The sequence below is a fragment of the Rhodococcus sp. 11-3 genome (assembly GCF_023704055.1).
Classification (GTDB): domain Bacteria; phylum Actinomycetota; class Actinomycetes; order Mycobacteriales; family Mycobacteriaceae; genus Rhodococcus; species Rhodococcus aetherivorans.
Window position 1 is genome coordinate 6,077,525 of sequence record NZ_CP080406.1, and the last position, 21,695, is coordinate 6,099,219.

Sequence of the window (21,695 nt, forward strand, 5' to 3'; positions counted from 1 at the left end):
GGCGGCGCAGCCGCCTACTTGACCACGTTCACCATCTTGCCCGGTACGACGATCACCTTTCGCGGCGCGGCACCCTCGAGGAGGGCGGCGATCTTCTCGTCCGCGAGCGCCGCGGCCTCGATCGCCTCCCGGTCCGCGTCGGCCGGCACGGTGATACGGCTGCGCACCTTGCCGTTGACCTGGATCGGGTACTCGACCGTGTCCTCGACGAGCCAGTTCTCGTCCGCCACCGGGAACGGACCGTGGGCCAGCGACTCGGTGCGCCCGAGCCGCGACCACAGCTCCTCGGCGAGGTGCGGGGCCACCGGGGCCAGCATGAGCACGAGCGGCTCCACCGCCGTCCGCGGCGCACCGTCCGGGTACGCCTTGGTGAGGTGGTTGGTGTACTCGATCAGCTTGGCGATGGCGGTGTTGTCGCGCAGGCCCGCGTAGTCGTCGGACACGCCCGCGATCGCCTTGTTGAGGGCGCGCAGCGTCTCGTCGGTCGGCTCGGCGTCGGTGACCCGCAGCGCGCCGGTCTCCTCGTCGATCGCGGCCCGCCACACCCGCTGCAGGAACCGCTGCGCCCCGACGACGTCCTTCGTCGCCCACGGCCGGGACTGGTCCAGCGGGCCCATCGACATCTCGTACACACGCAGCGTATCGGCGCCGTAGTCGTCACAGATCTGGTCCGGCCCAACGGAATTCTTCAGGGACTTGCCCATCTTCCCGTACTCGCGGTGGACTTCCTCACCCCGGTGGAAGAACTTCCCGTCGCGCTCCTCGACCTCGTCGGCGGGCACGTACACGCCGCGCGAATCGGTGTACGCGTACGCCTGGATGTAGCCCTGGTTGAACAGGCGCCGGTACGGCTCGGACGAGGTGACGTAGCCGAGGTCGAACAGCACCTTGTGCCAGAACCGCGCGTACAGCAGGTGCAGCACGGCGTGCTCGACACCGCCGACGTACAGGTCGACCCCGCCGGGGTCGTGCGGGCCGTGGATCTGCGGGCGCGGACCGGTCCAGTACGCCTCGTTCTCCTTGGCGCAGAACTCGTCCGGGTTCGTCGGGTCGATGTAGCGAAGCTGGTACCACGAGCTGCCGGCCCACTGCGGCATGACGTTGGTGTCGCGGGTGTAGTGCTGCAGCCCGTCGCCGAGGTCGAGTTCGACGTTCACCCACTCGTCGGCCTTGGCCAGCGGGGGCGACGGCTCCGAGCTCGCGTCCTCGGGATCGAACGACACCGGCGCATAGTCCTCGACGTCCGGAAGTTCCACCGGCAGAGCAGATTCCGGCAGAGCGTGCGGGTTTCCGTCGGTGTCGTAGACGATGGGGAACGGCTCTCCCCAGTACCGCTGCCGGGCGAACAGCCAGTCCCGCAGCTTGTACTGGATGGTGCCGGTGCCCGCACCCGACTCCTCGAGCTTCGCGACGACCGCCTTCTTCGCGTCGGCGACGCTCAGCCCGTTCAGGTAGCCGGAGTTCACGAGCGCCCCCTCGCCGGTGTACGCCTCCTCCGAGATATCTCCGCCCGCAATCACTTCCACGATCGGCAGGCCGAACGCGGTGGCGAACTCCCAGTCGCGCTGATCGTGGCCGGGCACGGCCATGATCGCGCCCGTGCCGTACCCGGTGAGCACGTAGTCCGCGATGAACACGGGCAGCGACTGCCCATTCACCGGGTTGACGGCGTAGGCGCCGAGGAAGACGCCGGTCTTCTCCTTGCTCTCCTGCCGCTCGAGATCGGACTTCGCGGCGATCGACGCCCGGTAGGCGGCGACGGCCTCGGCCGGGGTGGCGGCGCCACCGGTCCAGCGCTCGTCGACATCCTCCGGCCATGCAGAGGCGACGATCTCGTCGACGAGTGCGTGCTCGGGCGCCAGCGTGACGTAGGTCGCGCCGAACAGCGTGTCGGGGCGCGTGGTGAACACCTCGATCGTGGCATCCGGACGGCCGGCGGCGGATTCCGCGGCGCCTGGCTCGCCCCGGACGGCGAACGTCACCTGCGCCCCGTGCGAGCGCCCGATCCAGTTGCGCTGCATGGTCTTGACCTTCTCGGGCCAGTCCAGGTACTCGAGGTCGTCGATGAGGCGGTCGGAATAGGCGGTGATCCGCATCATCCACTGCTGCAGGTGCTTGCGGAACACCGGGAAATTGCCGCGCTCGGAGCGGCCCTCGGCGGTGACCTCCTCGTTGGCCAGCACCGTGCCCAGACCCGGGCACCAGTTGACGAGGGAGTCCGAGCGGTACACCAGCCGGTACTCGTCGAGGGCGGCGAGCCGCTCCGCCTTCGACAGCGACGCCCAGTCGCGTCCGTCCGCGAGCGCGCGGGTGCCGGCGTCGAGCTCGGCGGCGAGCTCGTCGATGCGGCGCGCCTTGTTCTGCTCCGGGTCGTACCAGGCGTTGTAGATCGTCAGGAAGATCCACTGGGTCCAGTGGTAGAAGTCGACGTCCGTCGTCGCGACCGAGCGGCGCTCGTCGTGGCCCAGCCCCAGCCGGCGCAGCTGCCGCTGCATGTTCTCGATGTTCGCCTCGGTCGTGGTGCGCGGGTGCGTGCCCGTCTGCACCGCGTACTGCTCGGCCGGCAGCCCGAACGCGTCGTAGCCCAGCGTGTGCAGGACGTTGTGGCCCAGCATGCGGTGGTACCGGGCGTACACGTCGGTGGCGATGTAGCCGAGGGGGTGACCCACGTGCAGGCCCGACCCGGACGGGTAGGGGAACATGTCCTGCACGAACAGCTTGTCCTCGGGAACGTCGCCGGCGAGCGGGCCGACCGGGTTCGGCGCGTTGAACGTGCCGCGCTCACGCCACAGATCCTGCCAACGCCGCTCGATCCGGCCGGCGAGATCGGCGGTGTATCGGTGTTGCGGGGTGGCGTCGGACGACGGTGTGGAGGGCTGCGCAGGACGAGTCACGGTGGTCGCTATCTACTTGGCTGACGTCATTTACCTCCGACCAGGGTAGAGCCTGGCCCGACCCGGCCCGACCAGCGGCTGTGCCTCCCACGTATCCTCGAGGGGTGCTGATCGTCGCCATCGTCTTGTTCGTGCTCGCTCTCGCCGTCGGCGGGATCGCCGTCGCCGGACTGACCGGGCGGCTGCCGCGTAACCGGTGGGCGGGCGTGCGCACCGCCGACGCCCTGCGCGACGAGACGACGTTTGCCCTGGCCAACAAGGTCGCCGCCCCCAGTCAGCTCGGTGCGGCAGGCCTGCTCGTCCTCGGCGGCGTGGGCGCGCTCGCGCTCGATACGGTCCCGGGTCTGATCGCCGTCGTGGGTGCCGTGATCGCGGCCTTCTTCACCGCCGGTGTGGGCGGCTCCATCGGCGCCCGCGTCGCGGCGGCCAGCGCACCGGCCGAGACCGCCGGGTGCGGCACGTCGTGCGGGGCGTGCAGCCTGCGCGGCGCCTGCGAGCCGACCGCCTGAGCGCAGCGCACGGCGCAGGGTGGCCGCCTGAGCGCAGCGCACGGCGCAGGGTGACCGCCTGAGCGCGGTTCCCTCCGGTCGAGAGGTTCTCAACCCCGCGTCCGGGGGAGATACTGACAGGGTGACTCCGGCACTGGCCGGTGCCCGGCTGAAGTCGACGATCCGCGACGCGGCCGCCGCGGCGACGGACTCCGCCGAGTTCCGGGAGGTGGTCCTGGACGCGATCCGCGCCCGGGTGCCGTACGACGGGGTCTGTCTGGCCACCATCGATCCCGCGGCTCTCGTCCCGACCACACTGACGACCCGCGGATACGAGGTTCCGCGGGCCTATGCGTCCGCCCTCGAGTTCGAGTACGGCGAGGATCCCCAACCGGGCCGGTTCGACTCGCTGCTGCACCGGGAGGTCCCCATCCGGACGCTCCGCGAGGTGACCGGCAACCGCGTCAGGAGCAGCCGGCAGTATGCCGAACTGCTCGCGCCCTACGGGATGCAGGACGAGGTACGCATGCTCTTCCGCGGCCGCGACGGAGCCTGCTGGGGCGCGTGCACGATGAGCAGGCGGCCCGGCCCGGAGTTCGCCGACGAGGAGCTCGAGACCCTGGGCACGGTGCTCACCGACATCGGGGAGGGGTTGCGCACCACCCTGTTCCGCGACGGCACCCGCACCCCCCACCCCGGCTCCGAGGGACCTGCCGTCGCGATCGTCGGCCCCGACGACGAGTTCGAGTCGATCACCGTCCCCGCACTCGAGTACTTCGAACGGCTCGGCTGGGGGCCGCCCGGCAGGCCCGTGCCCACCGCGCCCGCGGTGTCGGCAGCACTGTGGCTGCGGCGATCCGGGACGGATTCCGCGGTCTTGCGGGCCCGCACCCTCGACGGTGAGTGGGTCGTGATCCGCGTCGGGCGGTTCGACGGCGAGCACCCGCCACGGCGCGTGCTGATGACCGTGGAGCGGGCGCAACTCCCGGAGATCGTGAGCCTGGCCGCGGCAGCGCACGGGCTGACCCGGCGCGAGTCGGAGGTACTCACGCAGGTTCTCGCCGGCAGGACCCGTCACGAGATGGCCCGTGTCCTGGGCATCAGCCCGTACACGGTGCAGGATCACCTCAAGGCCGTGTTCGCCAAGACCGGCGTCAACAGCCGCGCGAGTCTCGTCGCCAAGCTGGCCCACACCGAGTACGTACCGCGCCTCGGTCAGCGCATCGGCCCCGACGGCTTCTTCACCGAACGACGTTCCCCGGAGCCGGCTTCGGCCCCGAAGAGCTGAACCGCGCGCCCCTCGGCGACTCGGCCTGCGAAGCTCATTCCCAGCGCCGCACGCGCCGGTAGCGCGGGTTCCACCAGAACCGGTGCACGAGCCGCAGCGGCACGGGCAGCTCGCTCAGCACGCGGCGGGCCTGCTCGGGGGTGGCCCCCTCGACGACGTACGGACCCAGCTGCGCGATGTCGCTGTAGGCCAGTTCCTTGACGGCGGCCTTGGACAGCGCCTGCCATTCCTGCGCGGTGATCACCTCCTTGATGAGCGGGAACGCGTCGCGCTCCTCGTGCGCGAGGTGCGACTGCAGCATCGCCACGAGGTCGTCGATCCGATGCGGCACCTGCCGCGGGCCGTGCTCCCGGTCGTCGAACGCGTCCTCCAGTGCGGCGAGCGTGGGATCGATGAGGGAGTGCTGGGCCTCCATGTCGTCGAGCACCGCGAGGTCGTCGGGGCGGTCCGCGAGCTTGCGGCGCATCAGCGGCCAGATGTGGGTGTCCTCGATCCGGTGATGGTGGTGCAGTTCCCGGCTGAAGCCGCGCCACCCGACGAGCAGGGCGTCGTGCGTCTCGTCGTTCTCGGTGCCGTAGGTCTGGGCCACGTGCGCCAGGCGCGTGGCGTCGCGGCGGAACGCGGCGTGCAGCAGCGTCATCACGTCCATGTCGTCGTCGGTCAATGCAGTGGACTTGGTGGTGGTCATGTCGTCGACCTCGATCCCGTCGTGCTCGAACCCTTGCTTTCGAGCGTGCGACCGGCGAGGGCGGCGCTCAATCCCACATTCGGGGGAGATCGGGAGGCGGGCGGCGGCGGTTCGCCGTTCCCTACGCTGGGCCCGTGACCACCCGCCGCGTGATCGACCCCGCCGGGGCCCTGTTCGGGCTGGGGCTGCCCCTCGTCGCCGCCGGGGCGGCGCTGCTGCTGCCGCGACTGTGGGAGTCGCGCCTGCCCCCGCGGATCGCCACGCACTGGTCCGGGTCGGCACCGGACGGATTCTCGGACCCGGCGTCGTTCTCGTGGACGATGGCGCTGGTGATCCTGCTGGTCGGCGGCGGCTGCAGCGCGATCGCGGCGCTGGCCCCCGCAATGCTGATGATGCGGCGCTACATGCTGGTGCTCGGTCTCGGGGTGACCGGCCTGCTGTTCACCCTGTGCGCGACGGTGCTCGTGGGCCAACTGGACGCGCCGGCCGAGCAGGCGCAGCTGCCGATGTGGAGCATCGGCGCGGGCGTCGCGCTCGGCGTCGCCGTCGGGATACTCGGGGCGTCGCTGCTGCGGGACCACCGGGTCCGGCGATCCGCCGTCGCCCGCCCCGATCCGGCGCTGCCGCGCGGCCCGGTCGAGCTGCCGATCGTCGAGCAGGTCGGCACCGGAACGCGCACCACCCTCGTGCTCGCGGCGCTGGTCCTGGCCCCCGCGGTCCTCGTGTGCGGCGCGGCGCGCAGCTGGTGGCCGCTGGCGATCTTCCTGCCGGTCGCCGTGCTCGTGCTGAGCCTGCTGCGGTTCCGCGTCGTCGTCGACGACACGGGCGTGCGGGTGCAGAACCTCGGGATGACCGCGGTGGACTACGGTCTCGACGAGATCGTCGGCGCGAAGGTCGCTCACGTGCGTCCCTTCCAGGACTGGGGCGGGTGGGGACTGCGCGCCAAGGGCCGGGGCCGGTACGGCCTCGTCACGATCACCGGTCCCGCGCTGGTGGTCACCGTCGCCGGAGGGCAGGAGTTCACCGTCACCGCGTCGCAGGCCGAGCGCATGGCCGGCGCGCTCAACACCCTCGCCGATCGTCGCTGACCGGTGCGATCCGAGGACGCGGGCTACGCGAACAGCCCGCGCGTACGCGGCTGATCCGGTCTAATGGGAGCGATTGCCGACGAGTACGGAGGCCGACGTGAGCCATCGGAAGCAGTTGCACCCAGACGGAGTCCTCGAACCGGCGTACACCGGGCGCATCGACAGTGAGCCGGTTCCGGCGCTGCGGCTGCCGAAGCACTCGATGGATCCGGGGGAGGCGTACCGGTACATCCACGACGAGCTGATGCTCGACGGCAGTTCGCGGCTGAATCTCGCCACCTTCGTCACCACGTGGATGGAGCCGCAGGCCGATGTGCTCATGGCCGAGACGTTCGACAAGAATCTCATCGACAAGGACGAGTACCCGGCGACCTCGGCGATCGAGGAACGCTGCGTGGCGATGGTCGCCGACCTGTTCCACGCGCCGGGACTGTCCGACGTCGATCCGGCGTCCGCGACGGGTGTGTCCACGATCGGCTCGAGCGAAGCGGTGATGCTCGCGGGCCTGGCGCTCAAGTGGCGCTGGCGGGCCCGGCGGCAGGCGGCGGGCGAGGACACCTCACGCCCGAATCTGGTGCTGGGCAGCAATGTTCAGGTGGTGTGGGAGAAGTTCTGCCGCTACTTCGACGTGGAGGCGAGGTACCTGCCGATGGAACCCGGCCGCTACGTGATCACCCCCGAGCAGGTGCGGGAGGCGTTGGACGAGAACACGATCGGTGTCGTCGCGATCCTCGGCACCACGTACACCGGTGAGCTCGAACCGGTGGCCGAGATCGCCGGGATGCTCGACGACGTGGCCGACGAGGGCGGTCCCGACGTGCCGCTGCACGTCGACGCGGCGAGCGGCGGATTCGTCGTGCCGTTCCTGCATCCGGAACTGGAGTGGGACTTCCGGGTGCCGCGGGTGGTGTCGATCAACGTCAGCGGGCACAAGTACGGCCTGACCTACCCCGGTATCGGGTTCGTGGTGTGGCGCGACAAGGAGTACCTGCCCGAGGATCTGGTCTTCCGGGTCAACTACCTCGGCGGGGACATGCCGACCTTCACCCTGAACTTCTCCCGGCCCGGGAACCAGATCGTCGGCCAGTACTACAACTTCCTGCGGCTCGGCCGCGACGGGTACCGCCGGGTGATGAAGACGCTACGGTCCACCGCGAGCCGGCTGGCCGGGCAGATCGCCGGGATCGAGGGGATGCGCCTGATCTCCGACGGCACCGCCATCCCGGTGATCGCGTTCGAGCTCACCGGGGATCCGGGCTTCACCGTCTTCGACGTCTCGCACGAGCTGCGGACGCACGGCTGGCAGGTGCCGGCCTACACGATGCCGGCCGATGCCCAGGATGTGGCAGTCCTGCGGATCGTGGTCCGGGAGGGGTTCAGCGCCGACCTCGCGCGGCAGCTGTTCGCCGACCTCGAGCGGGTGTGCGCCGAGTTGCGCAAGGAGGGACCGCTCCGGCACTCCAGCGAGCAGCACTTCGCGCACTGACCGCCGGGTCGCTCAGTTCCGTTCGACCTCGATGGGGTGGGTGGCCAGCAATGCGAGCGGTAGCGGCTGCCGGCGCAGCACCCGCGCCCACAGGTCGACTCGCGGCGGTCCGAGGATGTCCTGGGGGAGGGCGGAGATGACCATCCAGTCGTCGTTGCGGAGCTCGCCATCGAGCTGGCCGGCGCTCCACCCGGCGTAGCCGGCGAAGATGCGGATGCCTTCCACGAGCGGGCCGATGACGGCCGGGTCGGAGTCGAGGTCGATCATGACCACCCGCCCGTCGATCCGGCGCACCCCCGGCACGCCCTCGACGGAGACGCCGACGCGCAGCGTGCCCAGGCACAGGGCCGAGTCGCGCCGGACGGGGCCGCCGACGTAGAGCGCCTTCGGATCGGCGCTCAGCGCCGTCCATTGCGGCAGCACGGCCTGGACCGCGGTGTCGCTGGTGCGGTTGAGCACCACGCCGAGGCTGCCCACGTCGCCGTGCTCGATGATGTAGACGACCGTTCGCCGGAAGGTCGGCTCGACGAGGTCGGTGGCCGACACGAGCAGGGTTCCGGGCCGGACGGCCGGTGTCGCCGGTGCCGTGCGGTCCTCGGGTTCGTCCTGATGCTGCGCCACCCCGACATCATCCCACCGTCGCCGACGGCGCGTGGCGGCAAGGCGGGGGAGTTGTTCAGGACAGCCCGACGGTCTCGGCGAGCACCGCGAGGTGATGGTCGAACAGCTGCCCGGGGTCGGTGAAGGTGTCGGTGCCGTACTGGCCGAAGACCTCGAAGTTCACGGCCCCGAACAGGGCGGCCCAGACCAGTACGCCGCGCGCGAGGACGGCGTCGGGAACGCCGGTGCCGAGTTCGGCGCGGATCCGGCCCAGGTCGGCGGTGAGGGTGTCCGGCACGGCGACGGTGGTGGGGATGCGGAGGGTGCCGGCGGCGTGGGCGTCGTCGAGGATGCGGACGAGCCGGACGACGACGCGGGTGCCCGGACCCGTGGTCCGCTCGGCGGGGGCGTGGTAGCCGGGGACCGGGCTGCCGAACAGCAGGGCGTAGCGCGCGGGGTCGCGCAGCGCCCAGGCGCGCACCGCGTGGCCGAGCACGCGGAACTGCTCGGCGTGGGCGTCCGCGGCGACGTCGGCGAGCGCCTCGTCGACCGTGTCGGCGAGTTCGGTGTAGCCGTCGACGACGAGGAGGGTGAGCAGTTCGTCGCGGCTGGCGACGTAGCGGTACACCGCCGAGGAGACGACGCCGAGGTCGCGGGCGACGGCGCGCAGGGACAGCGCGGCGGCTCCGTGGGTGGCGAGGTGTTCGCGGCCGATCCGCAGGATGTCGGCCATCGTCTGCTGCCGGGCGCGGGCGCGGGGGGTTCCGGTCATGTCCCTCACCCTGCCAGATGTGCGAGCACCGTCAACAACAGTGAGCACTGCTCTTGACTTTGCGCACCCGAGGGCGCATCGTGATGTCAGACAGAGAGCAGTGCTCACATTTCGAAGGAGCTGACCACCATGTCGAATCTGCAGGTCGTCACCGGAGCCGGGCCGGTCGGCTGGACCGTCGCCGAACAACTCGCCGACCGGGGCCACCGCGTCCGCGTCCTCACCCGGTCCGGCAACGGCCCCGAGCACCCGCTCGTCGAACGCCGCCGGGTCGACGTCTCCGATCCCGCCCGGCTCGGCCCCGCGCTCGAGGGTGCCGGTGCCGTGTACCACTGCATCCACGGCTCGGCCTACCGCGCCGACACCTGGGAGCGCGAACTGCCGGCGGCGGAGAGCACGGTCCTCGAGGCGGCCGGGCGCACGGGCGCGGTGGTGGTCTTCCCCGAGAGCCTGTACTCCTACAGCGAACCGGACCGGGTCATGACCGAGGACTCGCCGCGCGCGAGCACCACCGGCAAGCGGGGCGTGCGGGCCCGGCTGCTGGACCGCCGCGCCGAAAGCGCCACCCCGACCGTGAGCGTGGTCGCGTCCGACTTCTTCGGCCCCCACGCCCGCACCGCCCACGCGGGCGAGCGGATGGTGCCGGCCATCCTGGCCGGGCGCAGCCCCCGCGTGCTCGGCTCACCCGACGTGCCGCACTCGTTCACGTACGTGCCGGACCTGGCCGCCGCCATGATCGCGGCCGCGGCGAATCCCGCGGTGTGGAACCGGGTCCTGCACGCTCCCACCGGTCCGGCCGGCACGCAGCGCGACCTCGTCGCCGCGTTCGCCGCGGCCGCGCAGGTGCCGGCTCCGAAGGTCGGCACGATTCCCACCTGGATGCTGCGCGGCGCCGCGCTGGTCAACCACGACGCCCGCGAACTGACCGAGATGCTCTACCAGTTCACCGATCCGTTCGTCATGGACTCCGCGTACAGCGAGGAACTCCTCGGCCTGCGCCCGACGCCGCTGCCCGAGGCCGCGGCCACGACGGTGCGATGGTGGCGCGAGCGGTGACACTCACTTCCCGGTCTGGGAGGCGGCCGCCCGCTCGTCGAGGTCCGCGAGCGTGATCGGGTGCCGCGGGGGCTCGTCGACGACGACGGTGCGGGTGACCCGGAGCTCGCCGTCGACGTGCAGCAGCTCCCCGCAGCGCAGGTCCGACCAGCCCGGATCCTCGTCCATGCGCTCGCTGGCGACCACGACCGCCGGGTGCCGTGCCAGGTGGCCCGAGCGCACCCGGACCGTGCCGGCCTCGCTGGCATGCTCGAGATGGCGGCCGCCGTGCGGGCCGCCGGCGGGACGCTCGAGGACGAACAGGTCGTGGGTGTCCGGATAACGCAGCGCCCACAACTGCGTCGCGGTCGTGAGCACGACGTTCAACGCGTAGACGGGCAGATTCTCGGCGGCCCACCGGACCGCGGCGGTCAGCCCCGCGCCGACGTCGCCGCCGTGCTCGTCGATGCGACGGGTGACGAGCGCGAAGAAGCGCTCCGAGTCCGTCTCGCCCGTCACCAGGTCGCGGTACGGGCCGAGCTCGGCCTCGAGCCGCGGCAGATCGCCGAGGACGCCGTTGTGGGCGAACAGCCGCCCGCGCTGCTCGAACGGGTGCGTGTTGCCCACGTCCAGCCCTCCCGTCGAGGCGAACCGGATGTGTGCGAGGAACGTCTGTGACCGCCGCTCCTTCGCCTCCGTGGCGAACGCGCGGTCCTCGTACGCCGCCAGCGGCTGCTTCTCCACCACCGGGCGGCCGTCGTCGGTGAACGTCCCGAGCCCGGTGCCGTCCGGTTCACGCCGGCTCTGCCGGGCGAGCGAATCCGATGCGTCGAGCAGCCAGAAGGTGGCGTGCACCCGGTGCGGCGCGGCGGTCAACCCGAACAGTCGGCACATGACGGGACGTCCCCTCTTCCGGAAGTTGCCGGTTGCGCCGAGGGTAGGCCGGAAAACCTCGCCGGGGAGGCGGAACCGTCGTCGCGGGGCGACCCCGCACCGGACGGATAGTGTCGGACACTGTGCGGGAGTCGAGACGGCAGGCGTGGCGATCCACGGCGACGGCTCTGCGCCGATCGCCGGGACTGGCGCGGCTGACGGTCGTCCGCTTCGCCAGCCAGTTCGGGGACGGACTGTTCCAGGCCGCCCTCGGTGGGGCGATCCTGTTCAATCCGGAGCGCCAGACCGATCCCACCGCGATCGCCGCGGGATTCGCGGTGTTGCTGCTGCCCTACTCGGTGGTCGGGCCGTTCGCCGGCGCGCTGCTCGACCGCTGGGACCGCCGGCTGGTGCTGCTCGCCGCCAATGCCCTGCGCGGCGTGCTCATCCTCGCCATGTCGGCGCTGCTCCTCACCGGCGGCGGATCCACCGCGCTGCTGCTGCTCGCGCTCGCCGCCGTCGGCGTCAGTCGCTTCGTGCTCGCCGGGGTGTCGGCGTCCCTCCCGCACGTCGTGCGCCAATCATGGCTCGTACCGGTCAATTCCGTGCTCGCGACGGTAGGATCGGGGATCTCTGCCCTCGGGGCGGGCATCGCGGTCACCACGATCGGCCTCGTCGGGGAAGGCGACTTCGGCTCCGGGGTGGCGGTGGCGCTCGGCGTCTCCGGCTCCGTGGTCGCCGCGCTCGCCGCCGGCGGCTTCGCCCGTCATGCGCTCGGTCCCGACCGTGCCGTGCTGCGCCACCCGATCCGGGCCGTCGCCGCCGGTCTGCACACCGGTGCCACGGCGGTGTGGGAGGCACCGGGGGTCACGGTCGCGATGATCGGTATCGGTGCGCACCGCATCGTGTTCGGCATCGACACACTCATCATGGTGCTGGTGCTGCGCGACGCCGACGGGGCCACGCTGCCGGGCGGGCTCGTCGGGTTCGGCGTCGCCGTGGGCGCCACCGCCACCGGGATGCTCGTCGCGGCGGTCGCCGCCCCGCTCGTCATCCCGCGCCTCGGCCGGCCCCGCACCGTCGTCACGGCACTGATCTGCGCGGGCGTCGTCCAGCTCGTCCTCGTCACCGGGTTCGACGAGACGGGACTGCTCGTCGCCGCGTTCCTGCTGGGTCTCGTCGGTCAGACCATCAAGCTCACCGGGGACGCCGCGATGCAGATCGAGATCGACGACGCCCGTCGCGGGCAGGTCTTCGCCCTGCAGGACACCGTGTTCAACATGGCGTTCCTCGCGGCGATCGTCGCGGGCGCCCTGGTCGTCGCGCCCGACGGCCGCAGCCCGGCGCTCGCGCTCGCCGGGGTGGCGGTGTACGTCGCCGGTCTGGTCGCGGCGACGACGATCCGGCGGCTCCGCATGTGAGTCTCCGCGGTTTCGGGCGCCGGATTTGTTAGGTTCTCCGGGGCATTTCCCCGAGTATCCGGAGGAGAACGCGATGGCACGCAGGCACCGCACGCCGCTGACTGTTCTCGCCCTGGTCTCGTCGATCCTGCCGCTGTTCGCGCTGCCCGCCCAGGCGTCGCCCGCCCCGCCCGTCAACTCGTGCGGCGAACCGGGCTTCGATCCCGCGGTCGAGCCCCCGGACCCCGACGCGCCGCAGCTGCCACGGATCGACATCCCGCCCGTCGTGACGATCCCCCTGCCGTACCCCGAGCTCGTGCCGGTCCCGGTCCCCGGCCCGGCGCCGGACAACACCCGCGTGCCGCAGGAGCCGTTGCCCGCCGACCCGTGCGCCGACCCGTGCCCGGACCTCGGTCTCGCGACGGGCGCTCCCGACGCCCTGCCCGGCGGCTCGAGTGGCTCGAGTGGCTCGAGCGGCTCGAGTGGGTCCGCCGGCTCGAGCGGGTCCTCGAGTTACCTGCCGCGCGTCGAGCTGGATCCGCAGCCGGAGACGATCCCGATTCCCGTGCCTGGCGCGCCGGGTGCACCCGTCCCACCGGCCCCGCCACGGGAGAATCCGCCGTTCGAGCCGGGTACCGTCACCGCCCGGCCGCCCGCCCCCGCCGTGGGCGACGTCGAGCTGGTCTCCCAGCTGACCGGTCCCGGCTCGGAGAACCGCACCGATGCGCGCTGGGCCGTGCACGGCACCGACCTCGGCATCGTGTGGGAGACGCGCCCCGGCGAGGTCGCCCTCGCCTTCGGGGACACGTTCGGGCTCGAATGGACGCCGCCGGGCGGGGCCGGCGGAGACTGGCGCAGCAACGTCCTGGCATTCAGCCGCGACACCGACCTGGCGGACGGCCTCACCATCGACGCGATGGTGCAGGACAGCCCCTGCCACGCCGCGGAGATCCTCGACGCCCGGCATGTGAAGAACTTCGAGACGACCGTCATCCCCACCTCCGGCTTCGCGATCGGCGACCGCCAGTACCTGAGCTACATGTCGGTGCGACGGTGGAGCGTCGTGCCGGGCATGTGGTACACCAACCACGGCGGCATCGCCTACTCCGACGACCACGGCCAGACGTGGACGAAGGACCCGCATGCCCGCTGGGACAACGTGTTCGGGCTCGGCCGGTTCCAGGTCGCGACGATGGTGCCGCACGGCGACCACGTCTACATGTTCGGCACTCCGAACGGCCGCGTCGGATCGGTGGGCCTGGCCCGCGTGCCGGTCGACGACGTGCTCGATCCCTCCGCGTACCAGTACTGGGTGCACGACCGCTGGATGCCCGTCTTCGAGCAGCTCGCCACCCCGCTCGCCGACGGCGCGGCGAGCGAGCTGTCGGTGCGGTTCGACGCCGGACGAGGCCGCTGGCAGATGAGCTACCTGGAACCGATTGCGGGCGAAATCGTTCTCCGCGAGTCGGATTCGCCGCAGGGCGTCTGGTCCGATGCCGCGACGCTGGTACGGACCTCGGACTACCCGAAGGCATACGGCGGCTTCATGCACCCGTGGTCCCACGGCGCGGACCTGTACTTCACCGTGTCCGAGTGGGACAGCTACAACGTCTACCTGATGCGCGCCCGCCTGAACTGAATCACTCTCGCGCGCAGCGTGAGCCGAGCGAATGTATCGTTCACCTCCTCAGTCCGACGGAACGATACATTCGCTCGGTCAGCGGGCGGCATGGATGCGGACCTCGGTGGCCTTGACGACGAACCACATCGTCGCACCCGGTGCGAGCGCGAGATCGGCGGCCGCGGACGTGGTGACCTCGGCGGTGATTCCGGACTCGGCGGCCCGGACGAGGACGGTGGCACCGTGGACCTCGAGTTCGCCGACGACGACGGCGAACGAGTTGCGGGGGCTGCCGTGGGGTTCCCCGGGATAGACCGCGACGGCGGCGGGGGTGAACACCGCCACCGCCGAATTCCCTGGGGCACAGTCGTCGTCGAGCACACCGCGGACCCGGCCGACGGGGGTGTCGAGTCCGTCCGCGGTGACGGTGCCGGCGAGCAGGTTCAGGCCCGCGATGCGGGCCGCGAAGGCACTGCGCGGCCGGGACAGCACGTCGCGCACCGTGCCCTCCTCGACGATCCGGCCGTCGTCGAGCACCACGGCCCGGTCGGCGAGCGCCAGGGCATCGAGGGGGTCGTGGGTGACCACCAGCGCCGTGCGTCCCGGACCGCGCAGGACGGTGCGCAGCAGCGACCGCACGGCCGGGGCGGCCGTCACGTCGAGGGCGGCCATCGGTTCGTCGAGCAGCAACAAACGCGGGTCGGCCGCCAGCGCGCGGGCAATCGCGACGCGCTGGGCCTGCCCCCCGGAGAGCTGGTGCGGCCGGCGGTCGGCGAGTTCCGTCGCGTCGACGGCGGCGAGCTGCCGCAACGCCGCGGCGCGGGCGGCCGATCGGCCTCGGCCCGCGCTGCGGGGAGCGAAGGCGACGTTGTCGAGGACGCTCAGGTGCGGGAACAGCAGCGGCTGCTGCGCGAGCAGGGCCACCCCGCGACGGTGCGGCGGCACGGCCACGCCCGCCGCGGTGTCGGTGAGCACGCACCCGTCGAGTTCGATGCGACCGTCGTCGGGCTGCAGCAATCCGGCGATCACGTTCAGCAGCGTCGACTTGCCGGCGCCGTTGGGTCCCAGGACCGCGAGCACGCGGCCGGACTCCACGGCGACAGCCAGGTCGACGTCGCGGGACCCGACCCGGGCACGCAGCCGCAGGCCGGTCACAGTCCGCCCGCGATCCGCCGCCCCCGCGCGGCGACGACGATCACGAGGGCGGCCACGACGAGCAGCAGCGACAACGCCACCGCCGCGTCGGCGTCGGTCTCGCGCTGGAGATAGATCTCGAGCGGCAACGTGCGGGTGACACCCTGGAGGCTGCCGGCGAAGGTGAGGGTGGCCCCGAACTCGCCGAGGGCCCGCGCGAAGGCCAGCACGGTGCCGGACGCGAGGCCCGGCAGCACGAGCGGCAGGGTGACCCTGCGGAAGACGGTGGTGGGCGGCGCCCCGAGCGTCGCGGCGACCGTCTCGTACCGGGTGCCGGCGGTGCGCAGGGTGCCCTCGAGGCTCATCACCAGGAACGGCAGCGCGACGAACGTCTGCGCGAGGACAACTGCCGTGGTGGAGAACGCGATACGGATTCCGAGCAGCTCGAGGTGCTCGCCGATCAGTCCGCGGCGCCCGAAGGTGTACAACAGTGCGATCCCGCCGACCACGGGCGGCAGCACGAGCGGCAGCAGCACGAGCGCGCGCAGCACCGGAAGGAAACGCACGGTGCTGCGCGCGAGCACGGTCGCCATCGGCACGCCGAGCAGGACACACAGCACCGTGGCGGCCACCGCGGTGCGCAGGCTCAGCGTCAGGGCCTGCAGGGATGCCTCGGACGTCACCAGTTCCGGGAAGCGCCGCCAGTCGACGGCGAGGATCAGTGACAGCAGCGGCAGGGCGACGAACAGTCCGCCGACGATCGCGGGGACGTGGATCCACGTCGGCAGCCCGGCCGGTCGGACGCGCGTCACGGGGCCGCGAATCCCTTCTCGGCGAGGATCCGTCGTCCCTCGGGGCCGGTCACGTACGCGACGAACGCCGCCGCCGTCACGGGGTTCGCGCCCTCGGCGAGGACGGCGACGGGGTAGGTGTTGACGGCCGCCGCGGACTCGGAGAACGGCACGGCGGTCACGTCGTCGCCGGCGCGCAGAGCGTCGGTGACGTAGACGAGCCCGGCGTCGGCCTGCCCGGTGGCGACCTTGCCGAGCACGTCCGTCACCGAGGATTCCTCGCTGACCGGCTCGAGGGTGACGCCGGCGACGTCCTCGACGCGGGCGGCCGCGGCGCCGCACGGTACCTGCGGCGCACACACGACGACGTCGAGTCCGGGACGACTCAGATCCGCGAAAGTCTGCACGTCCTCTGGGTTTCCGGGTTCGGTGACGATGGTGAGGGTGTTGGCCGCGAAGTTCACGGGTTCGCCGGCCACGAGACCGGCATCGACGGCCCTGGTCATGTTCGCCGTGTCGGCGGAGGCGAAGACATCGGCGGGGGCACCCTGGGACAACCGCGCGACGAGGTCGGCCGAGCCGGCGAAGTCGAAAACAACATCCGTGCCGGGATTTTCGGCCTCGAACCGCACTTCGATCTCCCGGAACGGTACCTGCAGCGACGCGGCCGCGAACACGGTCAGCTCGCCGGTGACCGCCGTGGCGGGCGCAGGGTCGCCGTCACCACCGGAGCCACACGCGGCGAGCATCAGCGCCGAGAGCACGACGACGACTGCCTCCCGCCGTCTCACGACGCACCCGCCGGGGTTTCGACGATCACCGTCGTGGCCTTGACGACGGCCACCCCGAGGCTGCCCGGTTCGAGGCCGAGTTCACGGACGGCCTCGGTGCTCATCAGCGAGACGACGCGGTGCGGGCCGCACTGCATCTCCACCTGCGCCATGACGGTGTCGGACACCACCCGGGTCACGATCCCCGCGAACCGGTTGCGGGCGGAGCTGCCCACGCCGAGCAGATCGGGTGCCTCGTCCGCCTGACGGCGGGCGAACTCGGCAAGGTCGGCCCCCTCGACGATCTTGCGGCCGGCCCCGTCCTTGCCGGCCGGCAGGGCGCCCTGGTCGATCCACCGCCGGACGGTGTCGTCGCTGACGCCGAGCAGCCGGGCGGCATCCTTGATGCGAATCTGCGTCACGAAACAGACACTACTTCCGCTTCTGCGGACCTATCAAGCGTAGGGAAACGAATTTGCGGGTCAGTACACGTCGCGCACGTAGCGCTTCTCGGCGGCGAGCTGCTTGACGTACGTTTCGGCGTCCTCCTCGTCGAGCCTGCCGTGGACCTGCACCACCTCGCGCAGCGTCTCGTCGACGTCCTTGGCCATCCGGCTCGCGTCGCCGCACACGTAGAAGTGGGCACCGTCCTGCAACCACTTCCACAGCTGCGCCCCGTGCTCGCGCATCCGGTCCTGCACGTAGACCTTCTGCCGCTGGTCGCGGGAGAAGGCCAGGTCGAGCCGGGTGAGGAAGCCGTCGGCGTGCATCGCCTCGATCTCGTCCCGGTACAGGTAGTCGGTGGAGGACCGCTGATCGCCGAAGAACAGCCAGTTCCGGCCGGTGTGGCCCATCTCGCGGCGATCGTGCAGGAAGGCGCGGAACGGCGCGATGCCGGTGCCGGGACCGACCATGATCATCGGGGTGTCCGGCGTCCGGGGCGGCCGGAAGTGGGTGCTGCGCTGGACGAAGATGGGGATGTCGACGCCGTGACTGTGGTCGGCGAGGAAGCTCGAGCACACCCCGGCCCGGCCGATGCCCTCGTAGCTGTAACGCACCACCGAGACGGTCAGCTGCACCTCGCGGGGGTTGGTCCGCGGGCTCGACGAGATCGAGTACATGCGGGGCTGCAGCCGCTTGAGCACGGGCAGCCACTCCTCGATCGGCGCCTTGAACGGATACGCCGAGATCACGTCCATCGCCTGTTTGCCCCACAACCACTGCTGCAGCTCGATCTTGTTACCCGGTCGCAGCAGCTTGGCCAGCTCCGCGCTCTGGGTCTGCTCGTGGACGAACCGCAGCAGCTCCGGGGTCACCCGAGCGATCTCGAGGTGCCGGGTGGCGGCCTCGCGCAGGGGAATGGTCGGCAGATCGGCGAATTCCACGGGTGTTTCCGGGTCGAGCGCGGTGACCTGCAGCCATTCGTCGACCGTCTCGGGTCCGTTGGTGGGCATCACGCCGAGCGCGTCTCCCGCCTCGTACACGAAGTCCGGGTCGTACAGCTCGAATCCGAACTGGCGCACGTCCTTCGACGACCCCGGTCCACTGAGCGGGACGTTCCGGGTCAGCCGGGTGACGAGCGGCACCTTCCGGCTGTAGGCGGGTTCGGGCTTCGCCGGGGGTCCCGGGGTGGGCGCGGCCGGTGCGGCACCGTCGGGACGCACGAGTTGTTCGACGACGGCGAGCCATTCGCCGGCCGGTTCGTCGTAGTCGGGCTCACAGTCCACCCGTTGCGTGAGCCGGGTGGCCCCGAGTTCGGCGAGCCGCTCGTCGATGCGGCGGCCGTGACCGCAGAAGTCGTCGTAGCTCGAGTCCCCGAACGCCAGCACGGCGTAGCGGGTGTCGGGAAGGCGGGGCGTGTCGTCACTGTTGAGGGCGTTCCAGAAGGCGGTGCCGTTGTCCGGGGCGTCGCCGTCGCCGAAGGTGCTGGTGATGACGAGCAGGTCGCGCACCCCGGTCAGCGCGGACACGTCGTAGTCGTCCATCCCGACCAGGGCGGCGGGCCGGCCCGCGGCGCGGAGGCGCTCGGCGCACATCCGGGCGAACTCCTCGGCGTTGCCGGTCTGCGACGCCCACGCCACCACCACCGGCGGCGCCCCGTCGGCCTCGTCGCGGTCCGGTGCGGCGTGCGCGAAGTGCCCCGCGAGCAGCCCGTCCACCCATGCCCGGGTGGCAGCCGGAAGGGGAGCCGACGCCGGGAGCACCGGCACACCCGCCTGTCCGGACTCCCGGAATCCCGTGAGAAATCCAGTCAGATAACGCTTTTCGAGATCATCGAGCACGGGCGGCGCGACGTCCCCCAGTCCGAGCGTCGAGGCGAGCCGGTCGGCCGGTGCACCCGACGGTTCGGGCCGGGCGGGCGTTGCCACCTTGGTCAGCGACACCGCGCACACCTTGAACTCCGGCTGCAGCGACGCGGGATCGACGGCGTCGTTGGTGACCGCGTTGACCGACAGGTACTCCCCGAACATGTCGTTCCAGTGGAACGGGGCGAAGCAGCATCCCGGCCGTACCCGGTCGGTGACCACGGCCGGCAGCACCGCCCGGCCCCGGCGGGACGCGACCTCCACCTGGTCACCGTCCGCGATCGAGAGTCGTTGCGCATCGCCGGGATTGATCTCGACGAAGGGTCCGGGGTTCAGCTTGTTGAGCTTGGCGACCTTCCCCGTCTTGGTAAGAGTGTGCCACTGGTGCTGGACGCGGCCGGTGCCGAGCACGACGGGGAAGTCGTCGTCGGGCATCTCGGCCGGCAGCATGTGTGGTCGGGGGTGGAACGCGGCCCTGCCGGTGGCGGTGGCGAACCGCAGCCGGGGGGCGGTGCCGTCCTCCGACCTCAGCAGGGTCTGGCTCACCCCGTCGTTGAGATAGCGGATCGGGTTCCGGTCGGTCGCGGCGTCCGGCGGGCACGGCCATTGCACGGGGGTCTCGCGCAACCGGTCGTACGTGATTCCGCGCAGGTCGTATCCGGTCTTGGGGTTCCAGAAGCGCGTGATCTCCTCGAAGATCTCCTCGGGGCAGGAGTAGGTGAACGCCTCGGCGTAGCCCATGGCGCAGGCGACGCGCGCGATGATCTGCCAGTCCGGCAGGGCCTGGCCGACCGGATCGATCGCCTGCTGCAGCAGCGTCAGGTTGCGCTCGGAGTTGACCATCACCGCCTCCGACTCCGCCCACAGCGCTCCCGGCAGCAGGACGTCTGCATACGCGGTGGTTTCGGTCTCGAGAAAGACGTCCTGCGCGACGACGAAATCGGCCTTCTCGAGAGCTTCGACGACGGTGCGTCGATTGGCCACGGAGGCAACCGGATTGGTGCAGATGATCCAGCAGGCCCGGATGACGCCCGCGGCCATCTGCTCGAACATGTCGACGGTGCCCTTGCCGACCGTGGTGGGGATCGCGCCGGACGGCAGCCCCCACTGCTGTTCGACGAAGGCCCGCTCGGCGTCGACGAGGACGGAGCGCTGCCCCGGCAGGCCGGGCCCCATGTATCCCATCTCGCGGCCGCCCATGGCGTTGGGCTGGCCGGTGAGCGAGAACGGGCCGCTGCCGGTGCGGCAGATCGCGCCGGTGGCCAGATGCAGGTTGCAGATCGCGTTGGTGTTCCAGGTGCCGTGGGTACTCTGGTTCAGGCCCATGGTCCAGCACGACATCCAGTCACCGGCCTCGCCGATCCACCGCGCGGCCGTGCGGATGTCCTCCTCGGCCAGTCCGGTGATCTCCGCGACGCGTGCGGGGGTGTAGTCGGCGAGGAACCCGGGCATGGCGTCCCAGCCCTCGGTGAATTCCGCCACGAACGCCCGGTCGACGTGCCCGTTCTCGACGATCAGGTGCAGCAGGCCGTTCAGCAGCGCCAGGTCGGTCCCCGGCGCGATCTGCAGGAACAGGTCCGCCTTCTCGGCGGTGGCCGTGCGGCGGGGGTCGACGACGACGAGCTTCGCACCGGCCTTGACCCGGTTCATCATCCTGAGGAAGAGGATGGGGTGGCAGTCGGCCATGTTCGCGCCGCTGACGAAGAACAGGTCCGCGTGGTCGAAGTCCTGGTAGGAGCCGGGCGGGCCGTCCGCGCCGAGCGACTGCTTGTAGCCGGTGCCGGCGCTGGCCATGCACAACCGCGAGTTGGACTCGACGTTGTTGGTGCCGACGAACCCCTTCGCGAGCTTGGTGATCAGGTACTGGGCTTCGAGGGACATCTGGCCGGAGACGTAGAAGGACAGGGCGTCGGGTCCGTGCTCGTCGAGCACCTCCCGCAACCGGCGGGCGGTCTCGGCGATCGCGGCGTCGACCTCCACGGGCACCGGCGCACCGCCGCGTTCGGCGCGACGGTACGCGCTCTCCATCCGCCCGCCGGCGGCCAGCATCTCGGCGCTGGTCGCCCCCTTCGTGCACAGGCGCCCGAGGTTGGTGGGGTGCTCCTTGTCGCCGTACGCGTCGAGCACCCGGCGGGCGCCGGTGGCGGGGTCGAGGCCGACCTCGAGCACCATGCCGCAGCCCACGCCGCAGTATGAGCAGGCGGTCTTGACCTTCGTGATCTCGCCCTGCATCGAACCGCTCCTCACCTGGGTCGGCCACGTTCCTCCGGCCAGGTCTCATGCTCCCGACACCGTGTTTCGTGGGCATTAACCGTGGTGAGTCCCCGGTGACATCTGGCTCACGATTCGCCGCGCGCGGCGGTGAGAGGGCCCGAACGGCCCGATCGGCGGCCCCCGGGCGCCGGAACGACGCACGGCACCCCGCGGGCTGTGTCAGCCGGCGGGATGCCGCACGAGGGGT

At 71.3% G+C, this 21,695-nt stretch carries 17 protein-coding genes; 7 read left to right on the plus strand and 10 right to left on the minus strand.

From position 1 onward, the window contains the following. Positions 1-14 precede the first annotated feature (14 nt). Positions 15-2,894, minus strand: a complete 2,880-nt coding sequence (gene leuS / locus KZJ41_RS28115) for a leucine--tRNA ligase (RefSeq protein WP_251549956.1) — start codon at positions 2,892-2,894, stop codon at positions 15-17. Between the two features lie 104 nt (positions 2,895-2,998). On the opposite strand from leuS, the gene KZJ41_RS28120 reads away from it, so the two are divergent. Both KZJ41_RS28120 and KZJ41_RS28125 read left to right on the plus strand, forming a co-directional pair. Further along, positions 2,999-3,403, plus strand: a complete 405-nt coding sequence (locus tag KZJ41_RS28120; RefSeq protein WP_006934385.1) for an SdpI family protein — start codon at positions 2,999-3,001, stop codon at positions 3,401-3,403. Positions 3,404-3,524: 121 nt separating this feature from the next. After that, on the plus strand, positions 3,525-4,670 hold the full coding sequence (locus tag KZJ41_RS28125; protein WP_161996586.1) for a response regulator transcription factor: 1,146 nt from the start codon (positions 3,525-3,527) through the stop codon (positions 4,668-4,670). A gap of 34 nt (positions 4,671-4,704) precedes the next feature. Here the strand turns inward: KZJ41_RS28125 and KZJ41_RS28130 are convergent, their stop codons facing one another. After that, a complete protein-coding gene (locus KZJ41_RS28130) occupies positions 4,705-5,358 on the minus strand; it encodes a hemerythrin domain-containing protein (protein ID WP_251549958.1) in 654 nt (217 codons plus the stop codon). A 134-nt stretch (positions 5,359-5,492) separates the two neighbouring features. Between KZJ41_RS28130 and KZJ41_RS28135 the strand changes: the two genes are divergently transcribed. After that, on the plus strand, positions 5,493-6,446 hold the full coding sequence (locus tag KZJ41_RS28135; protein WP_072633788.1) for a DUF1648 domain-containing protein: 954 nt from the start codon (positions 5,493-5,495) through the stop codon (positions 6,444-6,446). A gap of 97 nt (positions 6,447-6,543) precedes the next feature. Then, positions 6,544-7,932 (plus strand): glutamate decarboxylase, encoded by a 1,389-nt coding sequence (locus KZJ41_RS28140; protein WP_050036213.1) that lies wholly within the window; start codon positions 6,544-6,546, stop codon positions 7,930-7,932. A 12-nt stretch (positions 7,933-7,944) separates the two neighbouring features. On the opposite strand, the gene KZJ41_RS28145 is transcribed toward KZJ41_RS28140, so the two are convergent. Together KZJ41_RS28145 and KZJ41_RS28150 are read right to left on the minus strand one after the other, a co-directional pair. Continuing rightward, on the minus strand, positions 7,945-8,553 hold the full coding sequence (locus tag KZJ41_RS28145) for a YqgE/AlgH family protein (RefSeq protein ID WP_006934398.1): 609 nt from the start codon (positions 8,551-8,553) through the stop codon (positions 7,945-7,947). A 55-nt stretch (positions 8,554-8,608) separates the two neighbouring features. Then, a complete protein-coding gene (locus tag KZJ41_RS28150) occupies positions 8,609-9,304 on the minus strand; it encodes a TetR/AcrR family transcriptional regulator (protein WP_044475802.1) in 696 nt (231 codons plus the stop codon). Between the two features lie 129 nt (positions 9,305-9,433). Here KZJ41_RS28150 and KZJ41_RS28155 point away from each other — a divergent pair, with 129 nt between their 5' ends. After that, a complete protein-coding gene (locus tag KZJ41_RS28155) occupies positions 9,434-10,360 on the plus strand; it encodes an NAD-dependent epimerase/dehydratase family protein (protein ID WP_251549960.1) in 927 nt (308 codons plus the stop codon). 3 nt (positions 10,361-10,363) lie between these two features. On the opposite strand, the gene KZJ41_RS28160 is transcribed toward KZJ41_RS28155, so the two are convergent. Next, a complete protein-coding gene (locus tag KZJ41_RS28160) occupies positions 10,364-11,233 on the minus strand; it encodes a class II glutamine amidotransferase (RefSeq protein WP_006934404.1) in 870 nt (289 codons plus the stop codon). 122 nt (positions 11,234-11,355) lie between these two features. Between KZJ41_RS28160 and KZJ41_RS28165 the strand changes: the two genes are divergently transcribed. Further along, positions 11,356-12,633, plus strand: a complete 1,278-nt coding sequence (locus KZJ41_RS28165) for an MFS transporter (RefSeq protein ID WP_006934406.1) — start codon at positions 11,356-11,358, stop codon at positions 12,631-12,633. Positions 12,634-12,706: 73 nt separating this feature from the next. After that, positions 12,707-14,251 (plus strand): DUF4185 domain-containing protein, encoded by a 1,545-nt coding sequence (locus tag KZJ41_RS28170; protein ID WP_251549963.1) that lies wholly within the window; start codon positions 12,707-12,709, stop codon positions 14,249-14,251. Positions 14,252-14,329: 78 nt separating this feature from the next. Here KZJ41_RS28170 and KZJ41_RS28175 read toward each other — a convergent pair whose 3' ends face one another. The 5 genes from KZJ41_RS28175 to KZJ41_RS28195 are packed head-to-tail and all read right to left on the minus strand — an operon-like array spanning position 14,330 to position 21,466. Continuing rightward, positions 14,330-15,388 carry a sulfate/molybdate ABC transporter ATP-binding protein gene (locus tag KZJ41_RS28175; RefSeq protein WP_029546782.1) on the minus strand — a complete coding sequence of 353 codons (1,059 nt, stop codon included), beginning with the start codon at positions 15,386-15,388 and terminating at the stop codon, positions 14,330-14,332. After that, a complete protein-coding gene (locus tag KZJ41_RS28180; RefSeq protein ID WP_231772234.1) occupies positions 15,385-16,179 on the minus strand; it encodes an ABC transporter permease in 795 nt (264 codons plus the stop codon). The genes KZJ41_RS28175 and KZJ41_RS28180 overlap by 4 nt, the downstream gene beginning before the upstream one ends. Then, complete coding sequence (modA, locus tag KZJ41_RS28185; protein WP_231772951.1) at positions 16,176-16,907, minus strand: molybdate ABC transporter substrate-binding protein; 732 nt, start codon at positions 16,905-16,907, stop codon at positions 16,176-16,178. The genes KZJ41_RS28180 and modA overlap by 4 nt, the downstream gene beginning before the upstream one ends. A gap of 38 nt (positions 16,908-16,945) precedes the next feature. Next, entirely contained in the window at positions 16,946-17,350 is a 405-nt protein-coding gene (locus tag KZJ41_RS28190) for a molybdopterin-binding protein (RefSeq protein WP_006934412.1), read from the minus strand. 60 nt (positions 17,351-17,410) lie between these two features. Then, a complete protein-coding gene (locus KZJ41_RS28195) occupies positions 17,411-21,466 on the minus strand; it encodes a bifunctional nitrate reductase/sulfite reductase flavoprotein subunit alpha (RefSeq protein ID WP_231772233.1) in 4,056 nt (1,351 codons plus the stop codon). Between the last annotated feature and the right edge of the window lie 229 nt (positions 21,467-21,695).